This window comes from Ensifer sp. EB106-03-01-XG145 (genome assembly GCF_058792075.1).
Genome location: NZ_JBYTEC010000004.1, coordinates 254,096 through 272,500, shown reverse-complemented (window position 1 = coordinate 272,500; position 18,405 = coordinate 254,096). Strand labels below are relative to the sequence as shown.

Annotated in this window: 17 protein-coding genes; 4 read left to right on the top strand and 13 right to left on the bottom strand. The window is 59.6% G+C overall.

The annotated features are described in order from the left end of the window. Nucleotides 1-103: 103 nt before the first annotated feature. Complete coding sequence (locus tag AC3WWH_RS13725) at nt 104-4,030, top strand: metallophosphoesterase (RefSeq protein WP_492377056.1); 3,927 nt, start codon at nt 104-106, stop codon at nt 4,028-4,030. A gap of 134 nt (nt 4,031-4,164) precedes the next feature. Here the strand turns inward: AC3WWH_RS13725 and AC3WWH_RS13720 are convergent, their stop codons facing one another. From AC3WWH_RS13720 to AC3WWH_RS13680, 9 genes are all read right to left on the bottom strand, one after another. Beyond that, nucleotides 4,165-4,464, bottom strand: coding sequence for a hypothetical protein (locus tag AC3WWH_RS13720; protein ID WP_082641195.1), 300 nt, complete (start codon nt 4,462-4,464; stop codon nt 4,165-4,167). 91 nt (nt 4,465-4,555) lie between these two features. After that, nucleotides 4,556-5,548, bottom strand: coding sequence for a nucleotidyltransferase family protein (locus tag AC3WWH_RS13715; RefSeq protein ID WP_492377104.1), 993 nt, complete (start codon nt 5,546-5,548; stop codon nt 4,556-4,558). After that, nucleotides 5,548-6,687: a PqqD family protein gene (locus AC3WWH_RS13710; protein ID WP_492377055.1), complete on the bottom strand. Its 1,140-nt coding sequence runs from the start codon at nt 6,685-6,687 to the stop codon at nt 5,548-5,550. Before AC3WWH_RS13710 ends, AC3WWH_RS13715 begins: the two co-directional genes overlap by 1 nt. Before the next feature lie 46 nt (nt 6,688-6,733). After that, a complete protein-coding gene (locus AC3WWH_RS13705) occupies nt 6,734-7,951 on the bottom strand; it encodes a cation:proton antiporter (protein WP_492377103.1) in 1,218 nt (405 codons plus the stop codon). Between the two features lie 93 nt (nt 7,952-8,044). Continuing rightward, on the bottom strand, nt 8,045-8,623 hold the full coding sequence (locus AC3WWH_RS13700) for an adenylyl-sulfate kinase (protein WP_492377054.1): 579 nt from the start codon (nt 8,621-8,623) through the stop codon (nt 8,045-8,047). Between the two features lie 23 nt (nt 8,624-8,646). Then, nucleotides 8,647-10,827 carry a pyruvate kinase gene (locus tag AC3WWH_RS13695; protein ID WP_058324711.1) on the bottom strand — a complete coding sequence of 727 codons (2,181 nt, stop codon included), beginning with the start codon at nt 10,825-10,827 and terminating at the stop codon, nt 8,647-8,649. Nucleotides 10,828-10,924: 97 nt separating this feature from the next. Next, on the bottom strand, nt 10,925-11,953 hold the full coding sequence (locus tag AC3WWH_RS13690; RefSeq protein ID WP_058324712.1) for a hypothetical protein: 1,029 nt from the start codon (nt 11,951-11,953) through the stop codon (nt 10,925-10,927). A gap of 2 nt (nt 11,954-11,955) precedes the next feature. Continuing rightward, nucleotides 11,956-12,804, bottom strand: a complete 849-nt coding sequence (locus AC3WWH_RS13685; RefSeq protein ID WP_492377053.1) for an ATP-binding protein — start codon at nt 12,802-12,804, stop codon at nt 11,956-11,958. 11 nt (nt 12,805-12,815) lie between these two features. Beyond that, nucleotides 12,816-13,739, bottom strand: a complete 924-nt coding sequence (locus AC3WWH_RS13680; protein WP_492377052.1) for an O-antigen ligase family protein — start codon at nt 13,737-13,739, stop codon at nt 12,816-12,818. Between AC3WWH_RS13680 and AC3WWH_RS13675 the strand changes: the two genes are divergently transcribed. Beyond that, a complete protein-coding gene (locus tag AC3WWH_RS13675; RefSeq protein ID WP_197423497.1) occupies nt 13,729-13,977 on the top strand; it encodes a hypothetical protein in 249 nt (82 codons plus the stop codon). The genes AC3WWH_RS13680 and AC3WWH_RS13675 overlap by 11 nt on opposite strands. A 497-nt stretch (nt 13,978-14,474) precedes the next feature. Here AC3WWH_RS13675 and AC3WWH_RS13670 read toward each other — a convergent pair whose 3' ends face one another. After that, nucleotides 14,475-15,266 carry a response regulator transcription factor gene (locus tag AC3WWH_RS13670; RefSeq protein WP_082641197.1) on the bottom strand — a complete coding sequence of 264 codons (792 nt, stop codon included), beginning with the start codon at nt 15,264-15,266 and terminating at the stop codon, nt 14,475-14,477. A gap of 319 nt (nt 15,267-15,585) precedes the next feature. Here AC3WWH_RS13670 and AC3WWH_RS13665 point away from each other — a divergent pair, with 319 nt between their 5' ends. Together AC3WWH_RS13665 and AC3WWH_RS13660 are read left to right on the top strand one after the other, a co-directional pair. Next, a complete protein-coding gene (locus AC3WWH_RS13665) occupies nt 15,586-15,720 on the top strand; it encodes a hypothetical protein (protein WP_280938353.1) in 135 nt (44 codons plus the stop codon). Between the two features lie 659 nt (nt 15,721-16,379). Further along, nucleotides 16,380-16,898 carry a sigma-70 family RNA polymerase sigma factor gene (locus tag AC3WWH_RS13660; protein ID WP_058324715.1) on the top strand — a complete coding sequence of 173 codons (519 nt, stop codon included), beginning with the start codon at nt 16,380-16,382 and terminating at the stop codon, nt 16,896-16,898. Nucleotides 16,899-16,913: 15 nt separating this feature from the next. Here the strand turns inward: AC3WWH_RS13660 and AC3WWH_RS13655 are convergent, their stop codons facing one another. Genes AC3WWH_RS13655 through AC3WWH_RS13645 form a run of 3 tightly spaced genes read right to left on the bottom strand, consistent with a single transcriptional unit; the run spans nt 16,914 to nt 18,260 of the window. After that, a complete protein-coding gene (locus AC3WWH_RS13655; protein ID WP_063891540.1) occupies nt 16,914-17,582 on the bottom strand; it encodes an HD domain-containing protein in 669 nt (222 codons plus the stop codon). Nucleotides 17,583-17,584: 2 nt separating this feature from the next. Further along, nucleotides 17,585-18,016 carry a CBS domain-containing protein gene (locus AC3WWH_RS13650; RefSeq protein ID WP_058324716.1) on the bottom strand — a complete coding sequence of 144 codons (432 nt, stop codon included), beginning with the start codon at nt 18,014-18,016 and terminating at the stop codon, nt 17,585-17,587. Between the two features lie 19 nt (nt 18,017-18,035). Beyond that, a complete protein-coding gene (locus AC3WWH_RS13645) occupies nt 18,036-18,260 on the bottom strand; it encodes a DUF2934 domain-containing protein (RefSeq protein WP_058324717.1) in 225 nt (74 codons plus the stop codon). Nucleotides 18,261-18,405 lie beyond the last annotated feature (145 nt).

Below are 18,405 nucleotides of genomic sequence, written 5' to 3'. Positions count from 1 at the left end.
CCTGAAGTGATCCCGTCGCGCGCCTGGTCGCACGGCGGGCATGGAAGCACCGGCCTTGCCGGCTTGCCCCAATTGTCCGCAACCCGCGGAAAGGAGATTGGACATGTCCAAGCTGTCTCGCATCCCGTCCGCCCTCGACGACCCAAAACTGCTCGCGCTCGATTTTGCGCTGAGTTTTGACGTCAACGGCAACTACGTGTTTGACGATCTCGACGCCGATCCGATCGGCTTCATCGGGCTGAGGGCAGCTCAACCACGGTCGATAATTGACCCTAGCGCGCCCTGGGGTTTCTTCGCATCCGTCAACCGCAGCGAGCGTCCCTCCACCGTTGCGAACGATGACCAGGGCCCTGTCGTCGGGACGATCGGCAACCCAGCGCCAGCCGGCGCCCCTGAGCAGACGACGAACTTTGACACGCAGCCAAGTGGACTGCGGCGGTCGATCGCGCCGGCAACGGAGCCGATGTCGCAGACACCCGATACCGACACGGCGTCTCTAAACAGTGCTGCAGTCACGGCACTTGCGGCCGATCCGATCTTCGAGGCGCGCGTGGCCTCAAGCGCAGACGACGCGGAGGAGCGATCAACCGGTTCGGTGTCCCTGAACAGCAGTGACCTCGAATTGACCGTCGATGACGGCGTGGGCCAGACCGTCGGCATCCGCTTTACCGGCATTGACATCCCCAAGGGAGCAATCATCACCAACGCCTACATCCAGTTTACCGTCGATGAGGTGAGCACGGGGACGATTTCGCTCTTGATCCGCGGCCAGGACGTGGACGACGCTGCGGCCTTCACCACTGCGAAGTTCAACGTCACCTCTCGTCAGGCCACCGACGCATCGGTTGCGTGGGAACCGGTGGATTGGGCGACGCGCGGAGCGGCCGACCCTGCCCAACGCACCCCTGACCTCAGCGCAATCATCCAGGAAATCGTCAGCCGCGACGGCTGGGCAGCGCTCAACGACATGGTGTTCCTGATCACCGGTACCGGTACGCGTACCGCAAGAGCCTATGATGGCGGCCCGGCTGCCGCACCGCTCCTGCATGTCGAATATTCCGTGCCGCCGACCAGTGATCCGGTCGTCTTCAATACGCCTTCTGACGGCGATCCCAGCGCAAACCAGATCGCCGAGCTCGCGTCCGCCGGCACGGCCATCGGCGTCACCGCTTCGGCGGCCGATCCCGACGCCGGCGACACCGTCACCTACAGCATCGACGACGCACGCTTTACCATCGACGCAAATGGCGTCATCACCCGATCGGCCACAGGCACCCTGGATTTCGAAACTCAGACCTCGATCACGCTAACGGTCACGGCAACCTCATCCGACCAAAGCAGGGCCGTTCAGGCCTTTACGGTCAGCGTTCTCAACAGTCAGGAGCCAATCGCCTTTCGCAATCCGGCCGATAGCGATCCGACCGCCGACAGGATCGACCAGAATGCTGCCGCCGGCACCCGGATAGGCATCACTGCTTCGGCCAGTGATCCGGATGCTGGCTCGACCGTGACGTACAGCCTCGACGATCCGCGTTTTGTCATCGACGGAAACGGCGTCATCACACGCTCGGCAATCGGTGCGCTCAATGCAGATACCGAGCCGACGATTACACTCCATGTAACGGCGACTTCGTCCGATGGCAGCACGGCCACCCGCGACTACTCCGTCATCAACAGTCCGCCTGCCACCAATAGCATGATCTTCGAGAAGAGAGTTATCGCCAGCCTCGATGATGTCGAGGAGGCTGCTTCGGGCTCAGTCTCGGCCAATAGCAGCGACCTGGAACTGACGGTCGACGGCGCCAAGGTCCAGACGGTCGGCATGCGCTTCACCGGCATCGACATCCCAAAGGGCGCGATCATCACAAACGCCTACATCCAGTTTACCGTGGACCAGGTGAGCACTGGAACTGTATCGCTTATGATCCGCGGCCAAGATGTGGACGATGCCGCCGCGTTTACCACCGCTCAGTTCAACGTGTCTTCCCGCTCGGCAACGGACGCATCGGTCGCATGGGCGCCAGCGGACTGGACAACCCGGGGAGCGGCAGGATTCGCGCAGCGAACGCCGGACCTGAAGGCGATCGTTCAGGAGATCATCGACCGCAACGGCTGGACGGCGCTCAACGACATGGTGCTCCTTGTAACAGGTACCGGCACGCGCACCGCAAGAGCATTTGATAGCAATGCCGCGGCAGCGCCGCTGCTGCACATTGAATACTACGTACCGCCGGCAAGCGCGCCCGTTGTCTTCAACACACCCTCCGATGCAGATCCCGGTGCGAACCAGATCGCGGAGCTGGCCATCGCGGGCACGGCCTTGGGCATTACCGCTTCGGCCAGCGATCCGGATGCCGGCTCGACCGTTACCTACAGCGTCGACGACCAACGCTTCTCTATTGGCTCGAATGGTGTGATTACCCGCTCCGGTGTCGGCACGCTCGACTTCGAAACCCAAGCCTCGATCACGCTGACTGTCACGGCAACCTCGGCCGATCGTAGCACCGCCACCCAGACCTACACTCTCGGCGTTCTCGACAGTGATGAACCCGTCACCTTCAGAACGCCGGCCGACGCCGATACAGCCACCAACCGGATCGTCCAGAGTTCTCCCGCCGGCACCAGAGTTGGCATCACCGCCTCGGCAAGCGATCCCGATATAGGCTCCACTGTCACCTACAATCTAAGCGATAGCCGCTTTACCATCGATGCCAACGGCGTGATTACACGATCGGGTACTGGCACTCTCAATGCCCAGACCGAACCTTCGATCACCCTTCACGTAACGGCAACGTCCTTAGACGGTAGCACGGCCGAGCACGACTACATCGTCAGCGTCGCAGCCCAAGCGGGACCGCAGACCCTCTACCGCTTTGCGGTCTTCGGCGATTTCGGAGACACAAGCCTCAATGGAGAAAAGGCGGTCTCGGCTCTCATTCACAGCTGGAATGTCGACTTCGCCCTTACTGTCGGCGACAACGTCTACGCACCGCAAACCCTGGATGGGGCGGTAGGCCAGCAATATCACGACTACATCGGCAACTATCAGGGGGCCTATGGCGCCGGCAGCGCCGTCAACCGCTTCTTCCCCGTACTCGGCAACCACGAATATGGCGAGAACAATGTCACCAACTACCTGAATTATTTCACTCTGCCCGACAACGAACGCTACTACGATTTTCAGATCGGGCCGGTGCATTTCTTTGCCCTCAACAGCAACAAGGAGGATCCGGACGGCCGTAGTTCGACGTCGGTCCAGGGCAAGTGGATGCACACAACGCTCGACGCGTCGAACGCAAGCTTCAACGTAGCCTACTTCCACCACACGGCCTACAATCCGAGCGGCAGCACCAGCACGATGCGCTGGCCCTTCGAACCCTGGGGCGTGAACGCGGTTTTCGCTGGGCACGAGCACAACTACTACCGCGAAAACCGAGACGATAACGGCGACGGGCTCCAGCTCCCCTACACCACCACGGGCCTTGGCGGTGCGGGGCGCGACGTCCCCAATGTCGGCGCCAGCCTCGTAACAATCACCGATCAGGGAATGTTGATCGAGTTTTACAACGTGACCAGTTTCAACGGCACCACCGTCACCAGCTCTTTGACGGATACCTACTTCATCGCGACGCCTGCAGGCCGTGCCCCGACAATCTCAAACAACGGAGGCTATGTGCTGAACGGCACGACAGCTGCCGATTATCTCTGGGGGCTCGGAAGCGATGCAACACTAACGGGCGGGCGCGGCAACGACACGCTCGTCGGCGGCAAGAACAGCAATCTCTTTGTCTTCCAGGCTGGTGACGGCAACGACACGATCGTCAATTTCCGCGCCGGCGCCAGCACGGGGGACGCACTGGATCTGCGTGCTTACGGCATCGATAGCGCCAGTGAGTTCCGGCAGGTGGCGTCGAACCAGGGCGCGAATGTGGTGGCCAATCTCAGCGGCACAGACCACCTGACATTGCTCGGCGTGCATGCCGAACAACTCCACGACGACAATTTCGTCCGCGCAAGCCTGCTTGTCTGAAGCGACCTGGTCTGCCGCTTCTGAGCATGACCGGTGGGATATGATGAAACGAAAAAAGCCGGCATTTCCGCCGGCTTCGTCAAAACTTAAGGATCAATGCGTGATCCAAGACACCTGACTTGCGTCAGTGAGGTTTATTTCTTGCGCTTCCCAAAATCCAGGCTGGCGACTTTTTTCAGTTGGCCGCGTGACCCGTAGTGGGCATGTTTCTTGTCTCCCCATCCCTTTCCCGAGTGCGCTTTTTGTTTCGGGCGCGATCCACAGGATTTAGCAATCGCTCGTGAGCTCAAGCTTGTACCGAGCAACAACGTTATAGCTGGCGGGGTAATCGAAGCAAATTTTCCTGCCTTTAAGAGAAAATCGCGACGCGCCTCGGATTCGGCGCTAAGTTCTTCTTGCGCATTTTTTACATTATGCTGAGAACTTATCGACATAAAACTCTCCAGTGACGCGACTTAAGATTGTTTTTGCATTCTAACACCTTGATTAAGGTTAAGCAATCAACAATTTTCATCAATATATACTTCATACCTTGGAGCGAATATTTCTGTTTAGAAGAACGATCACGATCCGGCGAACGAGATGGGCCGGATCGTGCCGCGCCAGGTCTCGGACGCGTGAAAGCCGTCTTGCGCCCCAGACCAGGTTGCCAGCCAGTCGCAACGGCGCACCCAAGATCGGGTGACGCGAGGCAAACACGCGCCTCCAATGCTGAAACCGGATCGTTGGGCGCTGTCCGCACTCGCGCGGAATGTTCGTCCCGAAGAAGCGATACAGGGCAAGCAACTGCGTATCGACGGCATTGCGCACACTTTTGTCCACCACGGTCGCTCGAAGTCCGGCCCAGTCGAGAGGTTCGCTTTCGGCAAGCTGTGCCAGGTCGTACATGTGCCTGAGATCTATTCGTCCTCGGCAGTAGTCACCTTCCTTGAGCAGGTCATGCACGATCCAGTGCAGGGCGCGAGACTGAGCCGGAGGGATCTTCACCAGCAGGTCGTTCTGCCGGACGAGCTGGGGACGCGAAAAGCCATCGGGACGATGCGCGCGCAGCTCCAGTACGCCGACGTCCTGATCGCGCGCCAGGCCGCGGCCATCGGACAGAGGGACGTAACCGAGGACTTCGAGACAGGCTTGAGCCAATGCCTCGTCGCGCGCCGTGACGGCCAGATCGATGTCGCTCGTTATCCGGTCCGGAATTGCTTGGGAGAGAAACAGCGGCACTGCACCCTTCAATAGAACCGGAGCAATGCCAACTGCGTTCAGAGCTGCAACGGCTTCATGCAATTGCGTTCGCAAGCGTTGGTTGCGCTCGCGATTGCAGTCCCGAATGAACTGAAGATAGTCACGCACATCTCCCGGCACGCGTTCCAAGAGACCTGTCCGTTCAAATGACGCGAACAAGGCCGGCGTAAGCAGGGTCTGGTTCGCCAGCGCGATCATTCCCTGCCAGTCCGGCGGCTCCTCCAACCGACCGCGCAGGCCAGCGATCAACGCGTCGAGCGAGTTCACCACAGGCATCATTGGCAGGCTCGCTCAACCAGACCGACCGCGTCATCGAGCCCTGAATAGCTCAGGCGGTAAGCTCTCACCGACGCTATGACGCGGGCCAGGACGTCGAAGCCGGTGTCGCCGAGTTCACCGCTCGGCGCAAATGCGCCGCCAACCAGGCCCCTTAGGACATCGACCGGGTCGATCGGATCCAGGCCGGGATGGGCAGCGCGATCTCGGTGGAGCAGAATGACCGAGCCCACAGGCCAAGACTCCGTTGTGACCGCGGCGGACGCATTTGGCGCAAGATAGCGCACACGCCGGTTGTCCGGGCGGCGGAACGTTGGCGTGGTGTCGAGGTCCGGGAAGTAATCCGCCAACAGCGGCCAGGCACCCGACTTGACGGCCGGTGCGAATGGAAGCCCGACACAGCGTCCATCAGCATTCAGCAGCGCGACATCGTCCGACGCGAAGCCGAACCCGGCATGAACCAACGCAAGCGTCAATGTTGTCTTGCCTGCCCCCGGCTCGCCGCAGAGCAGAACAAGGCGCCCGTTCTTGAGAAGAGCAGCCGCGTGGAGAGCCAGTTCATAGGTGGCGGCCCTGAGGACATCACTCAGCACTTCCCCCTTCAATACCGTCGCCATCTCGTTGGGAGCCGACGCCACGATCCACTCGCCATTGCGAAACAGGTGCAGCCGGCCAGCATGGGCCGCCAACTGGAATACGACGTCGGTATCGCCCTCGCCGACTTCGAGGTGACTGAATATGGTCATCGTCGGAAGAGCATGGGCCTTTGGATAGAGGATGCGCACGCGGCGGCCGGCGACGCTCAACATCTGGCTCACATGCCCCTGTGCCGCAACGTCGTGCGGCGAGATATGGGGCCGGATCAGCCCGAGACGCTGCCAATCCCCCAGCGCTGCTTTGACCTGCCCGTGCGCATCCCGGGTGCTGATGCGGTCGCGCGCAATGCCACGCGCGACGGCTTCGGCAGGCATTCCCTCCTCCAACAATCGCCAGATATCGGCGGCCGTATCGTTCAGGGCAAAGATCGCGTGCTGCGAAGCACTGAACAGAACATTCTGCCCCTTTATACGCACGAGCCGCGCCTGGGTAACGAAGCGCGCCGACGCACCATCGCCCGGCGCTCGCAAATGGGCCTGCATCGGCTTCCGTCCCCCCTCAACCCGCGGCACTGGCGGCCACATACCCTCACTCGGCCGGCGACCCGGCCAATTCGGCAAACACCTTGGGATCACGCACGATCCGCCAACGCAACCAGAGCCCCGTGCCAAACGAGGTCAGGATCGAGGCCAGCACAAGGGCAGTGAACATCCGTCCATCGATGATGCCAGCGGCGTGCGCCACACTGGCCAGCACGATACCTGGCCCGCCACGGGTGTTCATGGAGACGCCGTAGTCGAATGCTCTCACCCAGTCGCAGTCGGCGGCTTTCGCGGCAAGCGTGCAACTCAACAGCTTGATTGCCGTGCTCATGCCTATGAACAGAACAGTCAGACCGGCATCGAACTCCTGCGCCAAGTTTAGCCGTTGCCCGACAAGCGCGAAATAGATCGGAACGAAAAACCAGATCGCGATGTCGGCGATGTGTTGCTTGACGGGAGCAAGGTGCCGCGAGGGGAACCGAGCCATGACAAGGCCCGCGACAAGCGCTGCGAAAACGATGTTCACATTCAACAGGCTCGCCACAGCGACGAAGATCAGGCACAGCAGCATGGTATAACCGGTGAACGGCGCCTCGCTGAACTTGCCGATGATCCACCGGCGGAGCGCCCTTACGACTGGAGGTGCGAAAAATAGCGAGGCGAGCACGAAGCCGAGCGTAATAGCGACCACGCGCCCGATACCGAGCGCATTCGCCGCCTCGCCATGCTGGACTGCGGTAGCGACGGCGAGGATCGTCCAGAGGATGAGATCCTGGATCGTGGCGGCACCAATAACGTTACGTGCGAATGGCGTTCCCATCACGCCGAGATCAAGGAATATGCGCGAAATGACCGGGATCGACGTGACGGCGGCAGCTATGCCCATAACCAATTTGAAGGCGAAGGGATCGCCGAGCTGGGTATCTGCAAAAAGCGAGGCGCTCGCATAACCGAACGTGAACGGGATCATCAGCGCGCCGACCACCAGCGCGACAACAATCCGCCCGGCCCCCACAACGCCCTCTGCCTGAACCTTGAAACCTGCCGTGAACATTAGAAGGACAAGGCCGAACCAATAGAACGCGGTCAGCAGAGCGGCCTGCGCTGGGAAAGCCACAAACAGCGATTTGTGTGCTTCGGGCGAAATCGCGCCGAGCACCGATGGGCCAAGGACGATGCCGCCGGCTATCTCTCCGATGACCCGCGGCATCTTCAGCCGCTCAAACAGCTGACCGCCGGCAAGAGCTGCAACGAGCAGCAACACCAGGGACAGGAAGAAACGAGCAGTTTCGGAATCGCTCACAACACGTCCTCGGATATCGGCGCGACCGGACGGTTAACAATAGAGCCGCGCATGTCACGCACGACCGTCGATCCTTGTGTAGGTGGCGACGACACGGGCAGCCAATTCATCAAGCGAATGGAGTTCCGTATCGAGAACGAAGTCTGGGTTTTCCGGCGGCCTGTACATACTATTGTAGCCGATGAGGGTATCGATCTCGCCGCGCATAGCCTTGCCGTAGAGCCCTTTCGGGTCTCTCTCTGCGCAGCCCTGGATGGAGCAGGCAACGTAGCCCGTCGTCAGGTTTCTAACATTCTTGCGCACGTATTCGCGTGCATCCTCACCCGCTGTGAGCGCCGCGACAACCACATTCAGGCCGGCCTCGGCCGCTTTGTTCGCCAGATGCGCAAGAACCGAAACGACAAGGAGCCGGCTTTCTGCACCAAAACCAAGCTGAGCGCCAAAGAAGCCGCGCACCTCATCACCATCGAAGAGAATGGCGGGAATCCCGGCCGTCCTTAGATCGGCAACCACGCGTGTTGCCAGCGTGGTCTTGCCGGCCGAAGTTGGTCCAAGCAGCCATAGGACCGTTCCGGCCTGCGGAAGCGCGCGCACGTGCCGGTTTTCGGGCTGTAGATGTGTCCGTCCCTGCACAGTCTATCCTCCCTATCTGGGCGCTATTCCTGGAACAGCGCGTGTTTCATCATCAGCTCTGCCCGAACGACATCCTGCACCTCGGAACGCATCATCCAGTTCGGCAATGCTTCGCCTGCCTTCAGCGCGCGCCGGATTTCAGTACCGCTGATGGGGCTGGCTGTTCTGCAGGCGCTCAAGTCGACATAGCGTTCGGATTGAGTGTCGTAACCAACGGCATCGAAGAAGATCGGTTCGATGCCGATATCACCGAGCTCGTCGAAAAGTTCGCGACCGGCATTTGCTCCGTAAAAGTCACCAACGCCAGAGTGATCGCGCCCGACAATGATGTGACTGCAGCCCATATTCTTGCGGCAGAGCGCGGTGAAGACGGCCTCGCGGGGACCAGCAAATCGCGGATAGGTGATGAAGCTTGACAGTACCACCTTGCCCGCGGGGTAAATGCCGTAGTCCAGCATGGCCTGATAGCCGTCGAGGATCAGGTGCGGCAGGAAGTCTCCGCGCTTGGTATGTCCGACAATGGGGTTGATCAACAGGCCGTCGGCATATGTGCGCTCCAGGGCTTCGAGCTGAATCATCTCGTGACCGCGGTGAACGAGGTTGCGGCCGTGGAATGCGACCACCCGGTTCCAGCCCTTGTGAGCAAAAACTGTCCGCAATTGCGACGGGGTCAGATCAAAACGCCGGCAGGGCAATTGCAGCGGCTGCACGAGCGTGACGTGGCCAGCGAGAAAGTGTCCCCCGCGCGCGCGTACGCGGGCGACGCCGGGATGCTCGCTTGAGTCCGTGCCGAACCATTTGCGCGCGAGACGATCAGGTTGGAATTCGTAGGTTTCGGATACATCAAGTACGGAATGTGGCGATCCGCCTTGTGTGGATAGCAGGATGCGGTCACCCTTGGCGTAGCGGGTCGCTGTTTCTTTCGGCACGGCCAGCAGAACCGGCATTGTCCAGATTGGCCCCCCAGGCAGCCGCTTTTCCTCGAGCACGCTCTCCAGGCAGGCTTTTTCCATGAAGCCGCGGAGTGGCGAGAACGTGCCGCGGGCAATTTGCTCGACGTCGGTCAGTTCTTCGTCAGCGACCATGATCGATGGCAAATGCTTGATGTCGCGGATTTCGGCCAAGCCTACCGCCTGACAGACGAGGCGCCCGCCATGGGGTTCCACCCCCGGAGTGAGCGACGAAGGCCGCACGCGGATGGGCCGCCCGCCATTGTTGGCGTTCCTGAGGAATTGCTGGGCGACCTTTGCCACCATCCGCGCACAATTGACTGGATACTGGCCGATCGCAGTCTCTGCCGCCAGAACAAGACCATCGGCGCCATCGGCCAACGTGTTATAGATATCGTTGACTTCGGCGCGAGTGGGAGTGGGCGCGCTGGTCATCGACTCGAGCAGATTCGTTGCGACATAGGCCTTGGCGCCATGTGCCTTCGCCTGACTGATGATCATCTTCTGTATGGCCGGGATCTGTTCGATCGGAACTTCGCGCGAAAGGTCGCCGCGGTCGATGAGGATCGCCTGAGACCTTTCTGCGATAGCTGCCAGATGACGCAGTCCACTGAGGCACTCTATCTTCGATATGATCGTCGCGTCGCTGCCGGCATGGGAGCGGATGACATCCACGTCGGAGGCACGATGGGCGAAGGAAAGCGCAAAGTGGCGAATGCCCATTCGCCGGCCGATGGCAATCGCGGCGATGTCCTTCTCCGTGAGCGGCGGCATCTCGATGGTACGCTGGACCGTCACCGCCTTGTTCTGCCCGATCTCTCCGCCGTTCAGGACCCGAAGGAGAACCTCTTCGTCGCGTTTTTCAACAACCTGGGACAGGACCGCGTTGAAATCGATGCTGACGAAGTCGCCGACTTCGAGCTTGCTGACGATGTATGCCGGGTAGAGGCTGATGGCGGACTGGTCACCCGCGACGGGCCGAGCATGCGCCGTCAGAAACCGATTTTCTCGCACGATCACCTTGCCATCGGCAAATGGCCCTGTGCGGACCTGGGCGCCTTCTGTGTCTAGGCAAAGCGGAACGGATGTACGCTGTTTGATGAAGCCGACAATGCGCTCGATATCTTCGACCTTCGTGTGCGACAGGTTGAGACGCAGGAGCGATGTGCCTGTCCGCTCCAACCAATGGATCACCCTGTCGTTGAGCGACGCCGGACCCAGTGTGCACAGCAGTTCGACTTGTCGTGCTTTCATGGCTTTAACCTCAGATCGGGTTCAATGCTCTTCAAGATCATGAGCGCGTTTGTCGGATGCGCCGCCCGGCACAACTCGCGCATTCGGTTTGAAGACGTCACAGTTCGTCATTGGAAAATCGGGGAACTGCCGGATGTGCGGTGATCCATTGTCGGCGGGACTTGTTCCAATAGTTGCGGGCGTCATTGCCCGTCAGCAAATCAAATCCTGCGGATGGAAGCGGCAGCTCCGGTGGCATCGGTTCATCTGGGAGCCACAAAAGCATATTGCCCTGGCTTTCAGACACTCTTTGCCAGGTTCGTTCCAAACGCCGAAATCCTCGCATCTTTGGCGAAGAAAAAGCGAATACCGAGTTCGTAATTTTCAGCTGTGGGGATACGTCGGAGGCTTTGACTGGCGCTTGGTGGACTAAGTCGCCTTTGGCAAGGTAAGCCTGCATGCGGATCAGTGATCGGTCTATCGTCACGACCTCTTTGCTGCCATCGCGATCATTCGATGCCGGGTCGAGACTCACGCCCGAAAAGCAGCCGTCGAACAGGCAATCTTGAATGGCACCGCCGAGGAGGTAGTCATCTTCTACTGCATCGTCCCTGATCTCGCTCAGCCAGCAACTCTTGAGCAGAAAGCCGTTTGCTTGGTCTGTCAGGCGAATGCCATCCCAACAACGACGCGCCCGCAGGCCCTCGATTGTCGGCCGCGTCGTTCCGTTTTTGACGAGCAGGCCGGCACTGTTGCAGTAGGTGTGCGCCCAGTCCGTATCAAGCGGCACTTCGCCGTTGATTCGCCCACCGACGAAATGAACCTCGGGGCAATCGCGAAGGACGACGGGATAGGGATTGACCGGCTGCATACCGATATCGCATCCAAGGATCGCATTCGGAGCCGTGTTCCGGCTGTTGGCGACAGTGAAAAGAGCCTGCGTAGCATCAACCGTGGTTTCGGGCGGAAGGTTGCGCAACATCTTCTGCGCGTAGCCGAATTCGCCGCTTAACACGACGCGTGTACCGTCCAGATCGTCTTCGTCGCGTGGTGCCTGCCGGTCGTCGGTCACGCCAGGGCCGGTCAACAGTGCGAGGGCGGGACCGACACCAGCAAGGCGCATGAAAGCACGACGATCGAGTTTCACGTTCAATGGCCTCCCGGTTCGATAGCTTTAAGCCTACGCTGGTAGGCCAGGAGCACTGCTTGCAACGTCTTGTCCGCCACCTCGTCCGGCGAGGCAGAGGCGGTCATGTCCACCACTGCAAGCATCGGCATGCCGCGTGCTGCGGTCTGTGTCTTCCAAAGGTCGGCGGCGATTGTGCAATAAGCGCGTTCCGCCTTGGTCCAGAGCGACACCTCGCCTGTTGAAGGCTCGCGTTGCAACCTGGAGGCGCGATCGTCCCTGCCTCGAATTCGATTGCGCGCCAGATCGATGCTACCGCGCAAGTCGACGAAGACGATGTCGTCCAGTCCAATGGCAGACATGATATCCAGCCAGTGCTCGGAAGTGCCCCTATTCCGGCTCTTCAGCAGAATGGACCAGAAGCCTTGCAGCAGTCCCTGGTCAAGGACCGTGACGTCGGCATCCTTGGACCGCTCCTCGACAATGTAGGCGGCAACCGACCACAGAGACCAAGTCCAGCGCATCAGATCCGCAGGCGCCTCCTGTCCATCCTCGGCGACAAACTTTGCAATTCGCAACGCGATCGAGCGGAAGTCGCGGTTGCGCAATCTTGGCAGGACAAGGCTCAACCTATTCAACTGACGCGCGACGAGCGGCTTGTCTTCCCACGTCACCCTTTTTTCATCGACGAGTGAACCGGTACGCCGCAGCCTTTCAGCCAACAGGCGCGAAACGGTTGTTTTCCCGATTCCCGGAAGACCGAAGAACTCGATGAAACGAATACCCGCTGGCAGCGGTCGGGCGCCGATGCCTTGGGGTTCCGCCCCCGCCATGGCGCGCAGCCGCTGCGATCCCGCAGGATCCCTATCCAAGGCGGCTACCCTCATGTGCCCAAAGCCTGCGCAGCCCGCGGGATCGCCTCGCGGTAAGTCAGGCGGCGCTCACCTGTCTCTGGCGCCGGCGATCGCCGCATGCTGCGATAGGCGATCAGCAGCGCGAGCGGGATCCAGAAGAACGGCGCCGTCGATGGGCCGAAGGAGTCGCTCATCTGGTTCGCCACAAGATAGTTCCAAACACAAACTGCGGATCCAAGCAGCATGCCATTGGTGCTGGTCGCGTACTTGCTCTGGCCCTGGCCTATCACCGTGGGGACAACAGCACCGGCAAGGATAACAACGACCAGCAACACCATGATGGTGATCAGCCCCAGTCCGGGGACACCCAGGGTGCGAAAATATTCGATGAACAGGTTATGGCTGTGGGGCGCGATATCGCCGATCGGCTGGCCCGCGCCGACACCCGTGAACGGATGGGCAAGACCCAGATCAATCGAGATGGACCACAGCCGCTCGCGCGAGATCATCGAATGCGCCTCGCCGCCGGACAATTGGGTCATCAGGAGTCGGTGCGCGCGCGGATTGAGGGATTGCAGGATGAACAGTGCTGCCTGGAGCACCAAAGGCGCCGCGACCACTCCCGCGATGACCGTCAACGGGCGCTGTCTCCTGACCGCGAGATAGGTGGCATACAAGGCGAAGAAGAGCCCGAGGCCACTGACGCCGACGACGAAATTGGTCTTGGAGCCGGACTTCACCAGGCCAAGGAGTACCGTAACCAGACAGCCGGCGAGCAACATTCGGTGTTTGCGTGCGGTAACCAGTCGGGCGGCAATCAGTGGCAGGCCAGCCGAAAGCGCTATTCCCAACTGATTTGCGTGCTTGAAATAGCCTTCTGCCCTATCCGCAAACTTGGCGCCGCCGAACCCGGCGATAACGATGCAAGCTGTTGCGACGCTCATGATGATCATCGCCGAAACCAGCCGTTCGATCAGAACACCGCCGTTCGGCCTCACAGAGATCGCAGCGATCGCAGGGATCGTGGCAAAACCGAAGATCTGCGCGAAGATCGCCCGCATTGTCCGCATCGGATTGTCGGCGTGGAGCATCGACAAAAGGGACAAAATGATGATCAGGCCGGCCGTCATAAGCAATGCCGTTGCCAAGGTCGCCTCAGTTCGGTGGATGCGTTTTCCGAGCGCGCCATAGGATGCTATGCCGACTACGGCGCAAAACAGAGCCAACAGGAAGGAAAGCGAACCATCCGTCCCGGCAATCCGTGTGGCGCCCGGAAACCAGATCGACGCAATCAGCAGCAGAAGGGAGACTTGAAGCAAAGTTCACCTGAACGATGCAAGGGTACGATACGGTCAAACGATATGGTGGCGGGTTCGCTTGAGTTCCGGGAGGGGATCCGTCTCAGATAGCAGACTTTCGAAACAGCCGATGTCCAGCAGTAAGACTGGAACTAGATTGTCATTCGATCGCTATTGGAAAATCTAAATACGCTACCGCACTGCAGGTGAATTTCCCCCGCATGTCTGGTGCGTTTTCGCTTTCGGCGCCGCCAGGGCAACTTTATCGCCAATGGCGCAGTTGCTGATAGTCTGGCAGTCAGAATAGGCGGAACCCTTTACTTATGCAAGAGAAGTGCGCGCGGAACTGCTTCACAGATTGGAACGCACTATGCATCGATCTCAGCCTCGTCAGCGATAGCGTGGGCTGGCATCGTCTGTTGGAAGGTCACCGGGAAACAGATCGTTTATCTTGTATGCAACTTCGGTCCTATTCGTAGCCTTGATCTTTTTCATGATGTTGCGGACATGAACCTTGACTGTGCTCTCCCGAAGGTTGAGTTCATAGGCAATGATCTTGTTGGCCTTTCCTCGCCTTAGGGCTTCAGCCACTTCGGCCTGGCGGGCAGTGAACATGCTGGCAAACGGCCGCGCGACTGTGTTGCCCGTCTCCAGCAACTGCCGCACCGCAAATACGCTGCTGGCGGGAACGAAGATGCCACCCGCCAAGGCAAGGTAGATGGCCTCTATGCATACGTCGATGTTGACGGAGGAAGGAATGTATCCTTTCGCCCCACATTCGAGCGCCTTCATGATCTGACCAAGCTCGTCTGTGTCGGCCAAGACAATGACTGGCGCGGGGTCGAATTCCGACGACAACCTACGAATCTCTTCGGCGACGGTGTGTTCCGAGATCTTCCTGCTCCCGATATTTAACAGGATCGCGGACAGTCGCGGTCGTTGACTGCGCTGCTGTCTCCATTCTTCGATTGATCCAAGGGCCAGCACACGCATGTCCGACTTTTGCGCGACGATACTCTTCGCCAGGCATTGCCGGTCAAGCGCGCGCCCGTCGATAATAACGAGCAAGTGCTCCTGTTGTGTTGACGGTTCTGGCGGATTGACGGCTTCGAAGTGTTCGCTGGCCAATGAGTGTGTGGTATCGCGAGCGATTTGCTTTCCGTTTGATGCGTTTAAGATCATAACTTCGATGCTCCCCGACCCGAAAATATTGAGACCAAACGCGGCAATGCATCCCTCACGCCACACTACTCGGTCATACGATATACTTCGGAAAATACTTAGAGAGCTTACTAGCGCATTAACTTGACTGCGGCTCTCCACTGCCGCGAAACACGCATACTCTACAGCAGCAACAAATTTCAGCCTACTACAAAGGTCGCCTCTGGAATACGATCAAATTGGGCTCTTGCGAATGAAAAAGGAAGTACGCCATCCGAGTATGTTCCGATGACATAGGTATCAAATATCCCACCTAAGTGGTATGCGTCGGTATAACCAAATGGTGATCGAAGATGTGTTCCTCTCAGTGGCGCGCATTGCCTTTCGGAGCGAAATTAACGTGCGCCACGACGGCTTCCAATGGCGTGCTGTTTGGCATCGTCTGGTTTTTCTTGGGATTTTCGTGCAGTACTGACGCTATGCCACGTTATTGAAATGGCTCACGCTTTCACTCTTCGCCGATGTCGTGGTCGTCATTGATGTTCCCTAAATGGAGGCGGTGCGTATCCTGGCGCTCGTCGGTCATAAGCGGTGTGCTCGCAGGGGCCCTCATCGCCATTGTGACGATGAGGGCCGCCAACAGGCGCATCATGGGCGAACTCAAAGCGCCCTGGTGGATGCTGACGCTCGGCGGCGCGACTATTGTTGCAACGGCCGAAATGTCCCTGCTCTAGAAAGGGCGCCGAGGTGCTGACATTCCTCTATCTTCTTTTGGCGTCGTCCGTGGCGCGGATTTCCGCGCGGCTGAGATGTCCATCAATTCGCTGAGGGCGTTCTGTCGAGCAAAGTCCGGGTCTGGAATGATGCCCGGGGCTTGCATGTGATCCTGGACGTCGCGGTCGTGCCATGAGCCTTTCCCAGCACGCGTCATCACGGGCAGCAACCGCCAAAAGCCCGGTCAGCAGTTTACCGGCTCGACACCTCGCCTTGGGTGCTGGAGTTCCGTTGGGATTTGTTCCTGAGGCTTACAGGTGCGCTGGCCCTTTGGCACGCTTAGCGCGGGCGACGGAACATAAAAGCCAGCCGCGCATTGTTAAAAGAACAACTTAGCTATTCAGAAAGGCAGTTTTTCCGATGCCTTCCACCCTCAAGAAGGAAGCGCAAACTCAGCCGCTGGAAAGTCAGGTCGTTGATCTCATTCCGGCGTTGCGCGCGTTTGCACGCACATTTGTCACCTCCAACTTCGAGGCGGACGATCTCCTGCAGGAAACGCTTTTCCGCGCGCTGCGCGGTATCGATGGTTTCGAGCCCGGCACAAACTTGAAGTCGTGGCTCTTTACCATCATGCACAATACGTTCCGCACACAGTACAAATTGCGGCGGCGTGAAGCGCCAGGCGTCATCGATTGCGCCGAGTTGCCGATACCCATGGCGCCACCGCAGGAGTGGTGTGTGCTAAACTGCGAATTGCGCACTGCGCTGAAAACGCTGGCCCCCGTGCATCGGGAGGTCCTGATCCTCGTCGCCGGCTATGGCCTGAGCTACAAGGAGGCCGCCGATATCTGCGACTGCGCCGTTGGAACCATCAAGAGCCGGCTCAGCCGAGCTCGTGACGAGCTCGCCTACCGCATGAACGGTGTGCCGGTTGAATGAACCGGCACGTTCGGATCACTGCATGAAGATCAAATAGAACGCACCGACGATCGCCAGGACGATCGCCAGGCCGAAAGGAACGACGAAAGATCGTTTCGCGACACGAGCGGTATATTGGCTGCGAAGTGTGCGGCGAGCGGCATCAATGCGAGCAAGCCGCGCCTCGCTCGTTAGGCCTGCCGCAGCGTCTTCGTCGTCTGCAGTAGCGTGCTTATCGCTGACGACTTCCTCAAGCAGATGCAACCTGCGCCTGTATTCGGCGCCGCTTTTGCCTTGGCGTTCAATCTGGGCGAGATTGTCGCCGAGGTCCGCCCGCTTCACCTCAAGGGTAAGCCGGTTGGCGGCGGCACGGATCGTCAACGCATCCTTCGTTTCTCCGGGCCGTTGCGTCAGGCATTCGACGGCGGCAACGACCTCTGGCGAAAAGCCGGAATCCAGCAGCCTTTCTGCTGTCCATCCCGGCGACTTTTCCAGGACATCGTGCAGAAAGGCAACGGTCTTGGCCTTGTCCCCCTGAACGGCATCGGCAACGCGTTGACAATGCCGTATGTAGGGTTCGCCCGCCTTGTCGCGCTGGCCGGCGTGGGCGTGAACGGCGACTTCTCGCGCCCAAGCATGCTCCTCGGGCGCCGACAGCAGGACTGGGGAGCGCCATAGTGAGCGCCGATCACGGGTGTCGGCCATCGTTATGGTCTTTGGTTGTGAGCGCCGCCAGGGGCGGTTACACCTTTGAGGCCAATGCCCGCCAAAGCAGGATCTCGTCGTGCCGCATCTGCCAGCGAAACGATGCCGACGAGGCGCTTGTTGCGATCGACAACCGGCAGGCGGCGCACCTGCTCGTCGCCCATGTTGCGGGCAACCTCGGACACGTCTTCGTCGTCAAAGCAGTACTTGACGTCTGCAGTCATGATATCGCCGACGCGGGTCTTGTCGTCGCGACCGTCTGCGACACATCGTACGACAATATCGCGGTCGGTGATCATGCCGATCAGGCGATCGTTATCGCCGACCGGCAGGAAGCCGATATCGTTTGCGGCCATCTCCCGCGCCACCGTTGAGATCGTATCGTCCGGGCTGGCGACGTGAACGTCCCGTGTCATGATGTCAGCAATTCGCATGAGAGTTCTCCTTCCACGTTCAGGATTCATCGGCGGGGCGACCGGCCTTTCCGTGCGGAGCCGTCGACGGCGCAACAATTGTTCCGGTATCGTCGTCGGCTTCTTGCGTGGGATGGGGACGCTCACGTTCAGCCAGTTCGCGGCTTGCCTGTTCCCAGTGGCGCTCGTCCTGACCCTCGGGCCGTCCCTCGCTTTCCCATATCGCATAGGCACGCCGGCGAATGAGTTCCTCCCTGTCGTCCATGGCACTGACCTCCTCAAGTGTTGCTCTGCAAACTCTGAAAACATGGATTTGTTCCGTTTCCGCCTCGGCGGATTGCCGCGCCGACAAGGGCTCTGCGAAATGCCCGGATCGGTCGCTTGCGCGTCGGGTGGGTCACGCACACGCC